11 protein-coding genes and 1 pseudogene are annotated in these 14,498 nt (G+C 34.9%); 5 read left to right on the forward strand and 7 right to left on the reverse strand.

Annotated elements, in window-relative coordinates; translation table 11 throughout:
• The first annotated feature begins 194 nt into the window (after nt 1-194).
• Together GFS03_RS03165 and GFS03_RS03170 are read left to right on the forward strand one after the other, a co-directional pair.
• Complete coding sequence (locus GFS03_RS03165) at nt 195-1,355, forward strand: AAA family ATPase (RefSeq protein WP_153422482.1); 1,161 nt, start codon at nt 195-197, stop codon at nt 1,353-1,355.
• Nucleotides 1,356-1,383: 28 nt separating this feature from the next.
• Entirely contained in the window at nt 1,384-1,806 is a 423-nt protein-coding gene (locus tag GFS03_RS03170; RefSeq protein WP_153422483.1) for a PaaI family thioesterase, read from the forward strand.
• Nucleotides 1,807-1,813: 7 nt separating this feature from the next.
• On the opposite strand, the gene GFS03_RS03175 is transcribed toward GFS03_RS03170, so the two are convergent.
• From GFS03_RS03175 to GFS03_RS03195, 4 genes and pseudogenes are all read right to left on the reverse strand, one after another.
• Nucleotides 1,814-3,505: an alpha/beta hydrolase family protein gene (locus GFS03_RS03175; protein WP_153422484.1), complete on the reverse strand. Its 1,692-nt coding sequence runs from the start codon at nt 3,503-3,505 to the stop codon at nt 1,814-1,816.
• A gap of 966 nt (nt 3,506-4,471) precedes the next feature.
• Nucleotides 4,472-4,741, reverse strand: a complete 270-nt coding sequence (locus tag GFS03_RS03180; RefSeq protein WP_153422485.1) for a hypothetical protein — start codon at nt 4,739-4,741, stop codon at nt 4,472-4,474.
• A gap of 34 nt (nt 4,742-4,775) precedes the next feature.
• Nucleotides 4,776-5,852, reverse strand: a pseudogene (locus GFS03_RS03185) (MFS transporter).
• A gap of 35 nt (nt 5,853-5,887) precedes the next feature.
• Nucleotides 5,888-7,441 carry an aldehyde dehydrogenase family protein gene (locus GFS03_RS03195; protein ID WP_153422488.1) on the reverse strand — a complete coding sequence of 518 codons (1,554 nt, stop codon included), beginning with the start codon at nt 7,439-7,441 and terminating at the stop codon, nt 5,888-5,890.
• Between the two features lie 91 nt (nt 7,442-7,532).
• On the opposite strand from GFS03_RS03195, the gene GFS03_RS03200 reads away from it, so the two are divergent.
• The 3 genes from GFS03_RS03200 to GFS03_RS03210 all read left to right on the forward strand — a co-directional run bounded on the left by GFS03_RS03200 (nt 7,533) and on the right by GFS03_RS03210 (nt 11,564).
• Nucleotides 7,533-8,126 (forward strand): 2-keto-4-pentenoate hydratase, encoded by a 594-nt coding sequence (locus GFS03_RS03200; protein WP_153422489.1) that lies wholly within the window; start codon nt 7,533-7,535, stop codon nt 8,124-8,126.
• A 44-nt stretch (nt 8,127-8,170) separates the two neighbouring features.
• Nucleotides 8,171-9,568: a glycosyltransferase gene (locus tag GFS03_RS03205; protein WP_153422490.1), complete on the forward strand. Its 1,398-nt coding sequence runs from the start codon at nt 8,171-8,173 to the stop codon at nt 9,566-9,568.
• Nucleotides 9,569-9,749: 181 nt separating this feature from the next.
• Nucleotides 9,750-11,564: a phosphoenolpyruvate carboxykinase (GTP) gene (locus GFS03_RS03210; protein WP_153422491.1), complete on the forward strand. Its 1,815-nt coding sequence runs from the start codon at nt 9,750-9,752 to the stop codon at nt 11,562-11,564.
• Between the two features lie 41 nt (nt 11,565-11,605).
• Here GFS03_RS03210 and GFS03_RS03215 read toward each other — a convergent pair whose 3' ends face one another.
• The 3 genes from GFS03_RS03215 to GFS03_RS03225 all read right to left on the reverse strand — a co-directional run bounded on the left by GFS03_RS03215 (nt 11,606) and on the right by GFS03_RS03225 (nt 14,372).
• Nucleotides 11,606-12,649: an NAD(P)-dependent alcohol dehydrogenase gene (locus GFS03_RS03215; protein ID WP_153422492.1), complete on the reverse strand. Its 1,044-nt coding sequence runs from the start codon at nt 12,647-12,649 to the stop codon at nt 11,606-11,608.
• Nucleotides 12,650-12,782: 133 nt separating this feature from the next.
• Entirely contained in the window at nt 12,783-13,526 is a 744-nt protein-coding gene (locus GFS03_RS03220) for an enoyl-CoA hydratase/isomerase family protein (RefSeq protein WP_153422493.1), read from the reverse strand.
• 186 nt (nt 13,527-13,712) lie between these two features.
• Complete coding sequence (locus GFS03_RS03225) at nt 13,713-14,372, reverse strand: class I SAM-dependent methyltransferase (RefSeq protein WP_153422494.1); 660 nt, start codon at nt 14,370-14,372, stop codon at nt 13,713-13,715.
• Between the last annotated feature and the right edge of the window lie 126 nt (nt 14,373-14,498).

Here is a 14,498-nt window from a genome sequence, read left to right on the forward strand (position 1 = left end):
CCCAAACCCCTTTTATCACTTTAATTAGTTAAAAATAAACACTTATCATGAGCCCAATGACTCATCCTTTAAGTATGCGTTCCGTATATTAATTCAAAAACTTTTGTAATCGAGTTATTTCTCGAATAAAAGTATAATCTAATCTTATAAAGATAAACTTTAATAGTATGGGTACCTATGAAATAGGGGTACCTATGAAATTCATTTTCGGTAAACCAGTTGACGAACCTTTTGATAGGGAGAATGAGGTAAAACAGTTAGTTGAAATGATGAATAGAAGACAACCAGTTGCAATTATTGGCGTTAGAAGGATAGGAAAGACTTCCGTAATATTAAAAAGTTTAAAAATTATTGAGACTCCGAAAGTCTATATCTCTGTAGAGGACTTTATAGAAGGTAAAAGTTTTGACCTAGTCTCATTTCTATCATTATATTCATCACTTCTAATAACCAATACCTTGAATTACGTGGAACCAAAAAGGAAAATATCTCAAATAGTTAAGCAGAAGGGTAAGGAATTACTTGATAAGTTAAGAGAACTAATAGGGTATGTTAAGCTCTCGTTTAATATAAATCTTGTAGAAGTAGAAGTATTTCTTAATAGCGTAAAAAGAGGGGGTGTTAAGGAGTCAATTCCACAAATTTTAGAATTACCGGAAAGGCTTGCTGAAGAGTTTGGGTTAAATACTATTGTAGTTGCCATTGATGAGTTCCAGTACTTAAAACTAGCGTCTCAGAATTATCCTGGGATTTTCCACTTATTAAGGAGTAAGTGGCAATTTCATAATAAAGTATCATATGTGATTTCCGGTTCTTCAGTAGGTCTTTTAGAAAAAATATTCTACGATAAAAAGGAACCATTTTACCAATTTTTCTTTCCAATTTATATAAAACAGTTTGATAAAAATACCTCGTTTAATTTCTTAAAGCAAGGCTTTAGAGACGAGGGAAAGGACTATGAGGATAACGCTCTATTACTTGCTATAGAAGAGCTAGATGGTATTCCTGCTTGGCTTAACTATTTCGGGTTAAAGAGTTTGCAGTGTAATGAGGTTACATTAGAATGTGCTAAGAAAGTAATTGAAGATATAACATTTAACGACCCAATTGTAAGAGGAATAGTTCAAGAGGAGTACAACAAATTAGGAAAGAATGCTAGAATCATATTGAAATACTTAGCAGAGAAAGGTGGTAAAGGTGATCTGAAGGGTTTGGAGTTAGGCAAGGCGAGTATAAATGAAGGATTGAAGAGCTTATTAGGTAGTGGTTACATCGTTAAAGAAGAAAGGGGTAAGTATGCCATTATTGATCCGGTAATTGTTAAGGTTTTAAAAAGCTCTACGCAAACTATTTAAGACAATTTGCTTTTAAATTCTACTTGTCATGGAGGACCCTATTAAAGCAATTGAGGAAATTTTTAAGAAGGCTGATCAAATTTTTAAATTTCTAGATGTAAAAGTGGTTAATTTGGAAAAAGGTAGAGCAGTTGTGGAGATACCATATAAAGAAGAATTTACCAGAAGAGGCGGTGTTCTACATGGTGGTATTATTATGTCCGCAATTGATATTACTGGAGGTCTCGCTGCACTTACGGTAAATGATGCTATGGATCAAGTGACCCAGGAGCTTAAGATTAACTTTTTAGAACCAATGTACAAGGGGCCGTTCACAATCGAAGGTAAGGTCCTTAGAAAAGGTAGTACAGTAATAGTCGTCGAAATAGAGTTTAAGGACGCAGACGGGAAATTAGGTGCTAAGGCTATAGGTTCATGGTATATTTTGAGAAGCAAGGTACAAGCAAAGTAGCGCAATTTTATTGTTGCTCCTCTAGTTTCTTAAGAAATATTAAGGCAGGAAGTAGTATATCTATTGCGTCACTAACTTTATATATAGCATGACCAAGATTCGGTATAACATGAAATTCATAAGTTTTACCGTTTCTTTGTAATTCTTGTACATATTTCATTACTGGACTTAGCGGAGTTCTTGTATCATTTTGAGAATGGATTATACATAATGGTACTTTAACATTATTAACGTATGTTATAGGAGACCTTTCTTTCATTAGACTAGTATTCTTACCATTAAATAATATCTCCATGAATCCTCTAAATAAGGAATCAGATAGTTCGTACATTTCAACCCAATCCGCTACAGCTGCACCCGCTATACCGAAATTCCATTTCTCTGGCTCTTTCCCTACTGCTAATAAAGTCATATATCCACCATAACTATAACCCATTATTCCTACCTTATTTGCAATTCCAGATTCGAAAGCGTAATCCCTTGCCTTAATCACGTCTCTTAGATCACCACCTCCGGCATCTCCAACATTCATTAACGTGAATTTACTCCCATAACCCGTAGATCCCCTATAGTTAGGTGCAATTACATTATATCCAGCTAATACTAGAGGTGCGATTAACAAATTCCAACTGTTGTCAACTTCAGACCAAGGTCCTCCATGAATATATATTATCGTAGTCCCCGGAGTTTTTCTCTTTATAATCCATGTAGGTACCTCTACTTCTGTCTTTAACTTAACGTACTCTAGTTCCCCCATGTCAACCTTCTTATTGTCTATCACGATCTCTACTTTCCCATCTCTACTTGCCTTATATACCTTATGTGGAGATACTAAGGAGGAGTGCGAAAAATATATTTCATCACCTATTCTAGTTGCACCGCTAATAGTACCTCTTGGAGTGTTAACCTCTTTGCCATTATAAAATAATCTAGACTCTCCATCTTTCTTTGCTATTATTAACGAATCTTCTGGGTCATAATATAACTCAACTGGCTTAAATCCAAACTCAGGCATTTCAACTTTCTTGTACTCTTTACTCTCTATATCGTAAGTATAAATCCAGTAAGACTCTCCTAGTGTTTCGTAATCACTTACCAAGTAAACTTTATTTCCCATTAAATAATACGCATTGGTTACACTCCCTTCTTTTGGAGTCAATATTTGCATTTCTCCACTAAAATCAGCTATGAAGAACTCTTGTGATCTTGGATTTCCCTTCAATACTCCCGTACCTATAATATATTTTTCATTAATATCTGTAACAAATGAGAAGGGTGATATCGTAGTAAGTTTGCTTAATCTTCCATTTTCAATAACATATATTGAGGTTTCAGTTTGCGAAGAACCAGTAAATACTATACGCTTACTATCATAAGCTAATGACGAAATTCTAACCTTTGGCGACTCAACTTGAAACTCCTCTCCTTTCAAATTTGCTATATATATTGCATGAATTTCCTTTCCCTTTTCTTCATCTCTTGTGAAAGGTATGAAATCTAAGTTAGATTTTGGTCTAGTTGTTCCTGCTATCGGCAATTTTGTCAGCTTTACCGTATTTCCATTCATTAATGTATAAATGCTATTTTCCCCTTCAGATGTTGATAAGAATATCAAATTGTTTTTCAACTTACCTAATACATCATATAATGGAATTCTAACCGTTTCCTCCAAAAGTTTTACGAGTTCCGAATATTCCATATATTATAGTTTAGTTTATAATATTAATACTTTTTACAAGGTTTCCATTAAGAAAAATTATCGACTTCTGGGGGAGAAGTAATATTATGGAGTAGAAGTCGTTATTTGATAAGAGATCTAAGATGAGGAATTGTCTAATAGAGAAGAAAAGCTAAGGGAACTCGAAGGAACACAGATACACTATTAATCCTTTCTCAAATTCAAGAATTCTTGAAGGAAACAAGTTTAGCTATTTTTCATAACTCCAGTTAAGAGGAATTAGAATAATTGGTAACTACTCAGAGATTTTATGGAATTGAAGGAACTTTGTGTCTTTATCGGATTTATTAGACTATATAAATTAAATAAACAAAGATAAATAATTCCCTTTGATAAGGCACTAAAACTTAGAAGTCCCCTTGAATATAAAGGAGGCTATAGTTCCCGCTTACGATTATGATTGAAACTTGACGTTTATGCTTACTCTGTAAAAGTTGACTTTTGTATAATTTCATAAGTATAGAAGACCTTCTCAACACTTTATGATAGGCTTTATTATAAAATCCAGCTTAAGAACTTTAGCAAAAGCGTAACGATAAAAGATAAGGTTTCTGAGGAAATTATAAATTTCTTTGACGAAATTCTAGGTTAGCTAACGTTTTTCGAAAATCTTTGTGTAAACTTTAAGGATATTAAGAGGGTAAAGAGGTCTTAATAAGTGTAGTTTTAAAAGAATTGAAGGATTTAATAGAGAATAGGAGAAGAATTTCAGAAGTAATGGGGAGGAGGTACTTATATTATTAAAGACGTATAACGGAAGGTAATAATAGGTGGAGTGAGTAAGAAAGGTGTTTAAGTGATAGCGAGGGGAGTTCAATATCCTCTAGTGTATTAAGTAATATCACGAAATAACTTGAGAGTACGAGTTTGATAAAATATTATCACATTTTTGATTATATTTTTTATAAATAATAAGGACTAAAGAGGTTACCTCTTTAATTTTTCCTCTAGATATTTCAATATATCACTTACATTCTGAGTCGTACTATCGCTATTAATTGTTGAGTTTAAGTCTCTACTTTTTATTACAATATGTCGAAGTTTCTCATCACAGTAGTAGAGTTCTATTTTTAAATCCTTGTAAGTGTACTCATCAACCTTAATTATTCCCTCATAAACGTAACTTCTAGTCTTAAACACGTTCATTTTTGCTTTTACAAAAGCCTCAACGTCTTTTAGAACATTTTCACTTTCCATAATTATTATAGTGTAAAGTCAAGTTTTTATATTTTTATAACAAGCTCATTCCTATTGTACTGATAACTGACGTAGTAATTAACGCGATTGCTAACGAGAGTCTTAATGGTAATGGAATTATTGATATTATTAACGTTCCAAATCCTCCACCTATTAATCTGCCAATCAACAATGCGAAATTCGACCCAGTTCCTCTAACGCTTACTGGGTATAATTCGCTTAGCCACACCCCAAAGAAGGCGAAGAAGGCTGATGAAAAGAAGAGTGCAAGTGCGGCGAGTTTATACACAATAAATGCTAAAGAGGAAACTATTGCCAAGACGCCAAACACTACCGCAGAAAATTTTCTTCCTTTAATATCCGATAGGTAACCGGAAATTGCAAACGAGAATACTGCTAGAATATCCCCTATTGCAATTAACTCGTCGTTTTTAAGTATTGTAGGTATAAGTTCGAATGTTGGAATTATGAAGAGAAATGAGGATAGTGATACTATTGAACCCAGTATTGTAATTCTTAATAAGGTTGGCGAGAACACATCAAGAAATCTGCTATTTATCTCATTACTTCTTACTCTTTCTTCTGGAATAAAGGGATAAAAAGCAAAGGACAATAAGGAAATTAATCCAGCAATTAAAAATAGCGTTTTAAATGTTGCAAATGTTGCAGTAACTGCACCTAGCAATGCACCTAAGGCATAAAAGCCTTGCATTATTCCACCAATAAATCCCTTACGACTAGTTATTCTCAATTCTGCAACTACTGCGTAACTTATTCCATTCTCACCATTAACTCCAAATCCTATTATAAACCATATAATGTAAAATTCTAGCAAATTATGAATAAACTATAATAAGATTTCCGGAATTGAAAATAGGAAGAAAGACATCAGTAACGCTCTTCTTCTACCAATTAAATCTGAAAGTCTTCCGAAAATTAGTCCACCTATTGCACCTCCAATCCATGATAATGTTATAGCAATTACGATACTTGATATTGTAGTCGAGAAGTAGTGTGATAATGGTGTTAAGACAAATGAGATCGTGTACATCACGTAAGCAGAGAGCAAAAATGGGATTATCACGGAAAATATTGCAAGTGTCTTATTCATAATTTGATATGAAAGTTAACAATAAAAAGATTAACTTAATCGTATACAGTCCTAGCTTGTTCTCTCATGAATGAGAGAAGATAATATGGACCCCCAGCATTTCTTCCAGTCCAACCTGAATCCTTCCAACCTCCAAATGGTTGCACTCCGGGCATAGCTCCAGTAGTTGATCCTACAGTTCTGTTAGCGTATACAACTCCAGCCTCTATGTGGTCGAAGAAATATTGTATCTCTTTGTGATCTTCAGAAAAGATACCTGCGGTTAAACCATAATCGACGTCATTAGCGAGTTTCACAGCTTCTTCAAGGTTTTTGACCTCCTTTACTAGTAAGATTGGTACAAATAACTCAGTTTTCCATAACGAGCTTGAGTATGGTAATTCGACAATTACTGTGGGCTCAACTAGATAGCTCTTTTCGTCATCAATTACTCTCCCTCCCACTAATATTTTGCCTCCCTCTTCAACAGCTTGTTTAATATACCTTCTAAACTTTTCAATAGCTCCCCTATTTATTAATGGACCTAAGAATGTTTCCCTCTTCCTTGGATCGCCTATTATAGTTTTCTCAACCTTCTCCTTTATTCTATTCAAGAACTCATCATATATTGGGCTCTCAATAAACACTCTAGAAGTAGCACTACATTTTTGTCCTCCAAATCCGAAAGCACCTCTAAAAGTACCTTCAACTGCCTTATTTAAATCAGCTCTTGCGGTAATTACTGTAGCGTTCTTTCCGCCCAATTCAAGAACTGCTGGTCTAGGCTTCTTATTTATAAACGTCTTTAGCAATTTATGACCAACGTCCCTTGAACCCGTAAATGCAAAACCGTCAACCTCATCCAGAACTGGTGGTATAAGCTCTCCGGGTATTGTGACGTAGTTAACTGCTTCAGGAGGAAATCCCGCTCTCCTCAAAATAGTTACTAACATATATGCAGAAATGGGAGTATCTGATGAGGGCTTCACTACTACTGTATTTCCTGTCAGTAGTGCTCCTAAAGTCATTGTGGCAGTTATAGCTAATGGAAAGTTAAATGGAGAGATTATTAGCCAAGCACCATAAGGTCTCATTATCGAAAAGGCTCTTTCATTCCTATATATTCTCCCTTCCATCTCTCTTGCATATCCCCTATTATCTTCTAAGAGCTTAGCGTAATAGAGAAAATAATCTATAGTTTCGTCAACTTCAGCTATTGCTTCATATCTATTTTTACCGTTTTCGTAAGTAATTATTGCAGAAAGCTCGAACTTTCTTCTCCTTAATTCCTCAGCTGCTTTATATGCAAATTCCACCCTATCTTTCCAGTCTGAGTATTGCCAATACTCAAAGGATTTCTTTGCAATTTTTATCGCACTCCGTAAATTAGTTCCATCATCCTTTTGAGTAATTGCTAAAGTCAAACTCGTATCTACTGGAGTTTTAACTACATACTTAGATGAAAGTTTAATTTCATCCTTTCCAATTAAGATAGGATATTCCTTTCCAAGTTCAATATGTTCTAATGCTCTTTCGTATTCCTTATGAAATTCTTCCTCCCTTCCTTGTTCAACATATCTTTGATAAGTTTTTTCATTTACGAATACCATATGTAATATTTGATAGCTAAAGATATAAGACTAATCTAACCATACACTAGATAGGAAAAATATTTAATCTAATTTTTCTCGTTAAATATTAATGAAAAAAGCTGAGTTATTATTTAATGCATACAAGAGTAGGAAGGAGATTGAGCCCTTTCCATTGACTGAAGAAGAGGCTAAAAAGGTTAAGGAGGAATTTGTAGAGCTGTTAATAAATAACGAGGGTTTTGGTGGGTACAAATTATCTGGTTTTGGGGAAGGAGTGCTAACAAAACCAATGATAACTAGAGAAAATACCATAGAATTGTGGTTTAGAAATCACAAATTAGAAGTTGAGATAGTTGCTCTAGTCGAAAATGGTGAAGTTAAAAGGACATTCCTAGGATTGGAAATACCAGCTCCCAGATTTACTACTTGGGATCTTCCTTCACACTACATCGTTGCAGATAACATTTTTGCAGCTAGATTATATATAGGGCCAGAAATTGATCCTCCTTTTGGCTCATTTAAGCTTTATATAAATGGCAAATTTGTAGGTGAGGGTGAGCCAAAATACAAGCCAGAAGACAAGGTTAAGGAGTACATGAAAGGCTACGTGTCTTTGGGAGTATTTATTGGTCCTATTAGCGTTAAAAAAGGAGATAAGATAAGGGTAGAGGGGAAGAGAAGTATAAACGTAAGTCTAATATGATTTGGAAATAGTTTTTTAATTGGTTGCTTATTAAGCAGTTAGATATGATAGTGAGCGTTACAGCTGAGCTTGGTTTAGATATTGGTCGAAATTTCGCTGGAGGTCTAGGTATTCTTGAAGGGGATAAATTTTACGCAGCGGCTAGATTAGGTATAGACTATACAGTAATTACGCTATTTTACAGAAGAGGCTACGTTAACGGAGAGGAAGAACAAAAAGAGCTATTATCTAATTTAAATAAGGAATGGGAGAGTGAAATTACCCTTGGAGGTCAAAGAATAAAGGTTGAGTATTTGGTTTACACTTTAAATACGGCAAAAGCTATATTTACTAATCCAGTAAACACTAATCTTAATGATGTGCTCTATGTGGAGAATAGTGACGAGGAGAGGTTTTACAAATGCCTTCTATTAGCTAAGGTTGCTGAAAAATACATTAACGAAAGGATAGGATGGGATAAGGTGAAATACGTTGATATGCAAGAAGCTTGCCCAGCATTTCTTCCATTATTAAAGTATTTTCCGAGGTATAGAGTCATAATTCATACACCAGCTCCTTGGGGTCATCCAACCTTTCCATCATATTTGTTCAAAAAGGAGTTCGCTTTTGAGTTTCCGCTAGATCACGTGGTGATGACAGATATTGGGCTCTCCTCATCTATTGAAGGTATTGTAGTATCCAAGAAGATGTTAAAACATGTGGGTAGAAGTTTTCCTCAACATATGTATAAAATAAGGGCAGTAACTAATGCAGTTGAAATTCCAAGGTGGAGACATCAATCTCTTAATGACGTTAAAGATCTAGATGACTTCATCAAAAAGAGGAAGGAAGTGAAAAGAGATAGTATTAAGAAATTAGGAAAGGATACTGATAAACCTACCATAGCGTGGTTAAGGAGGATTACGGCGTATAAGAGACCAGATTTTATACTAAGATTAATCGATGATCTAAAAGACGATGTTTTCTTTATAATTGGAGGATTAGCTCATCCTAAAGATTATTCAGCTGTGGAAATTGAGAAAAGATTTAGGGAAATTTCTGAAAAAAGAAATAATGTAATCCTTGTGAGGGGTGGCGATCCTAATTTAATGAAACTTGCTATATGGGCGAGTGATATATGGACCTTTACTCCATTTTCTGGCTGGGAGGCTAGTGGTACTAGTTTCATGAAGGCAGGAATAAATGGAGTCCCATCTATAGCATCTAGAGACGGTGCCGTCCCAGAGATAATAATTGATGGCTATAATGGATGGCTTTATGGGGAAGATAGAGAGAACCTTCTTCCATTAAACGTTTACAATCATAATGTAGAGTATGAGGAGTTTCTCAAAAAGGTTAAACTGGCTTTAAATCAATATTATGAGGTGGGATATAATGCTTATAAGACGTTTCCTAATTATTGCTCTATGGATAGACTCATGAAAGAGTATGCATATTACTAAATCTTGATCATTGCCCAATTGACCTCAATATTTGTGTAAAAGTAAGGTAGTTAAATGGTTAATTAATAGTAAATAATGAGTTCTCCACTTGACAACACTATATTAATGAGAACTATTAATGATTGATTATAACTTGTTAAAAGGAAAACATTTATATTTTCTTAAATACTATAAATATGACATGAGTGCTAGTTTAGATTTTTTAAAAGATTCAGTTCAGAGTGATGCAGTAAAAAAATTAGAATCTCTGAATAATTTCCAATTAATTGAATTTTTAAATAACATCGTTAAGATATGTGAACCGGATAGCGTATATCTTATAACTGGAACCGATGAGGAGAAGGAATATATAAGGAAAAAAGCCTTAGAAAGCGGGGAAGAGATTAAACTAAAGACCAGTGGACACACTATACATTTTGATCACCCTTTAGATCAAGCTAGAGCCAGAGAAGACACGTTCATTCTCAGTGATGTCAAGATCCCCTATGTTAATACTAAACCTAGGAATGAGGGTTTAAATGAGATCCTAGGTTTACTTAAGGGGTCAATGAGAGGTAGAGAGATGTATATAGGGTTTTACTCTTTAGGTCCTAGAAATTCTCCCTTCCAAATTTTAGCAGTTCAAGTGACTGATTCTCCATACGTTATTCACAGTGAAAATATATTATATAGAAATGCATTCGAACATTTTAGTAATAATAAGAAGTTTTTGAGATTCGTCCATTCTAAAGGAGAACTGGATATAAGAAAAAGGAGAATAATGATAGACTTGGCAGATAATACTGTCTATAGTGTTAACACAACTTATGCCGGCAACAGTGTAGGTTTAAAGAAATTGGCTTTAAGGTTAACTATAACTAAGGCTGTAGAAGAAGGATGGCTCTCAGAACATATGGCTATAGTTGGTTTCAACGGAGATAAGGGTATACATTACTTCACAGCGTCATTTCCTTCTGGAAGTGGAAAGACCTCTACTTCCATGATTGGGAGTCTAATAAGTGATGACTTAGCATTTATAAGAGAATTTGACGGTATTCCCAAAGCAGTAAATCCGGAAATTGGAGTTTTCGGCATTATACAAGGGATAAATGCCAGGGATGATCCAATAATATGGGAAGTTCTTCATAAGCCTGGAGAAGTGATATTCTCTAATGTACTAATGACTGATGATGGTGATGTATACTGGGAGGGGAGCGAATTGCCAAAACCAGAAAGGGGATATAACTATGAGGGAAAGTGGAGTAGGGAAAGTGGCAAGCCGGCTTCACATCCGAACGCCAGATTTACAGTTCCTTTAACTTCATTTAAGAATTTAGATGGTAATTGGGATAACCCAAATGGTGTAGTTATTGATGGCATAATATTTGGGGTTAGAGATTATAACACTCTTATTCCAATTGTTGAGGCATTTTCATGGTCTCACGGAGTTGTGACAATCGGAGCTTCAATGGAGTCCGCTAGAACCTCAGCAGTAATCGGGAAAGCTGATGAACTAGAGTTTAATCCAATGGCGATTTTAGATTTCATGCCTATCTCACTCAGTAGATATTTAAGAAACTATTTGAATTTTGGTAAAAGATTAAGGAAAAGCCCTAAAATATTTGGATTTAACTATTTTCTAAAAGACGAAAATAATAAATTCTTGAATTCAAAGGAAGATAAGAAAATATGGGTTAAATGGGCTGTGAAGAGAGTAGAGGAAACTATAGACGCGATCTATGCACCCATTGGTCTCATCCCATTTTATGAAGATCTAAAAACTCTATTCAAAACGATTTTAGGAAAGGAGTACAGTAAAGAGCAGTATGAGAAGCAATTTACAATAAAGTTGAGAAGATACTTAGAGAAAACAGAGCGCATAATTGGGATTTATCTTAAATTTGACGATATTCCCTCTGAGGTTATTGGTGAATTAGAAATGCAAAGAAAGAGAATTATTGATTATATTAGCAAATATGGCGATTCAGTATCTCCATTTAAACTAGAAAAAGCTTAAATCATTAAAAAAGAACTCTTTTATAAAGGAAGTTAAGATTTTTATGGTATTAATACTTGCCTTCCTACAGCCTTAAAATTCTCTAAGTTATCAATTGCCTCATTTGCCTCTTCTAATTTCATGGTCTTCGTTACCATTGGTTTAACTTTACCAGCCTCTGCTAATCTCATTATTCCCAAAAAGTCAGATTGATTCCCTACTAAACTACCTATAAACTGTATTTCTGACAAGGTTATTAACGGTGCGTGGAAGTGTAAATCAGCACCAAATAATCCTACCATGACGTATTTACCTTGTTTAGCTAAAGCCTTAGGATAAACCGAAAGCGTTTTCTCCGAGTTGTTTAGATCTATTACAGCATCAACACCCTTACCTTCAGTTATCCTCCTTATCTCTACCAGCGTATCTTGGGTGGACGCATTTATTACATAATCAGCTCCTGCTCTCTTTGCAGCCTCCACAGCCTCCTCCCTTACATCTACACCTATTATCGTTGCTCCACTAACGGCTTTGGCTATCTGCACTGCCATTGTTCCTAACCCTCCACCAGCACCCACTACTAGTAATGTCTTAGTTGGATCTAAGGATGCCTTTCTAACTGCTCTATATGTGGTTATCCCTGAACAAGTTAACGGCGCGGCTTCTACTGCATTAAGTCTTTTCAGTTTGTACATGTACTTATAATGAGGTACTAATACGTACTCTGCATAAGCCCCATCGTAATTAATTCCTAACCATCTAGGAGAATCACACATATGCTCATCCCCTATTCTGCAATAATAACAACTTCCTTCTCCCTGCCAAGGATTAACCGCAACTAGATCCCCCTTAGAGTATCCAACAACTTCATCTCCAACTTCCTCAATTTTCCCTGCAATTTCATGACCTAAAGTTATTGGCAATTTTACACCTAAATCTTCTACTATTCTTAAATTTCCAAACCTCCCTTGTCTCATGTGAACATCAGAGTGGCAAACTCCTGCAGCCTCTACCTTTATCAAAACCTGTGTTCCCTTAGGTTTAGGCACATTTATATCTTGTAAACTAAGGGGTTTTCCTATTTCTACCAATCTAACTGCTCTCATTCTATCACACAAAATATAAATATGTTTAACGCGTTATTAAATATTATAATGTTATTTAACGTAATAGCATTACTGACAATTATATAGTGTATTATGATATCGGGATTTATATAGATGAAATTACTAAAAAATTCTATCGGGTTCGTTTTCTATTTACGAATTCCTCCATTCTCTTTTTTGCGGAATCGCTCAGTGACATCAACGCTAACTCTACAACTGCATTTCTTATTTTCTCCTTATCATTTTTCAACCAGTACTTCATCGTCCTAATGGAATTCTTATCAATACTTTTAATTTTCTCTAATTGTTTCTCAACTTCTGCATGAAGGTCTTCTTTTTGAACTACTATGTCAACTAATCCTATAATCTTAGCCTCCTCAGCAGTTATAGAATCTCCAGTTAACGCTAGCCTAGCTATCGACCTACCTAATATTGAATAACCCACTGATATCGCCATAGGCGGAATTAATCCTAACTTTCCTTCTGGAATTGAAAAAGTGGCATCTTTAACTGCAATTGTTACATCGCAGAAGAGGAGTATCTCACAACCACCGCCATATGCAAGTCCATTAACTGCACACAATAAAGGCTTTTTCAAATCCACTAGGTTTTCAATCGCGCTGTATAAGGTGTTAAAGAAGTCTAAAGCATCCCTTTGATCCTTCAGCTCTAACATCGCATTGATATCGTCCCCTGCAGAGAAAGCTCTTCCATTGCCAGTTAAGACTATTGCCGAAATCGATTGATCGTCATTGCAATCCTTTAAGTGCCTTGCTAAAAGACTCCAGCTTTCCTTATCTAACGCATTTAGCTTTTCTGGTCTATTTAATATGATCCAGCAAACGTCATTCCTTCTTTCAGAAAGGACTTTAGCCATAATATTATATTGGGAAGGTATATCTTAAGTGTTAGTACTTCAAAAATGTAACTGTGGAGGACTCTAAAATTTAAGATCGAAATAAAATTAAACAATGTACTACTACGATGTCTAATCACTAAGTATGTTAACAATCTTTATGCATCTACTAGCTAACCATCTTTTTATATAAAATGGCCTTATACTTCAACTATTATCATTTTGTACCTTCGTAGCCTTAATACAAATATAATCCCCTTTTTCGTATCCCATTGAAGGACTCTCAACTTCATTATTAGAGTATTTGGGATGTGTAGTCAAGGTCTGCATGATTTTTACCTCTTTAAATCCGACATTTCTCAATAAACTTCTAACCTCTTCTACGGTTGGCCATAATGCTTCTCGAATGAACTCCTCTGGATATGGAAATTCTGGGGCAAGATTTTTTATCTTCTCCCATTTTAAGATGGAGGCCAGTCTATAAAGAAGTCCATAAGATCCTTCACCAGTAACCCAGCACAATACTAAATTCCCGTTAGGTTTTAACACTCTTCTTATTTCATTTAGCGCCTTAATTGGATCCTTTAAATAATGTATAACACCGTTCAGGAGTACAATATCATAACTCTCACTTTCGATTGGTAATTTTTCAGCATAGCCCCTTTTTACTTTTAGACCCCTCTTCTCAGCTATCTTACCCATTTCGGAAGGTTCTACACAGTCTTCAATTCTAATCCCCTTTTCTTTTAGAATGTATTCAAAAAGACCACTCCCACAACCTATACTCAAGATTTTCTTTCCTTTCTCATCTCTCAGCATCTCTTCTATCAAAAGAGCTTCAGAGTATAGTACGTTTCGATTTTTCATAAACCACGAATCTTATTCTTCTGCGTATTTATCGAAAGCGGATACCATATATAATTTACTTATAAACCAATTTATAATCCTTTATATAAGGCTAGGAAGATGTAACAAAGAGTTATAACATGCTTA

Source organism: Sulfolobus sp. E5-1-F, assembly GCF_009601705.1.
Classification (GTDB): domain Archaea; phylum Thermoproteota; class Thermoprotei_A; order Sulfolobales; family Sulfolobaceae; genus Saccharolobus.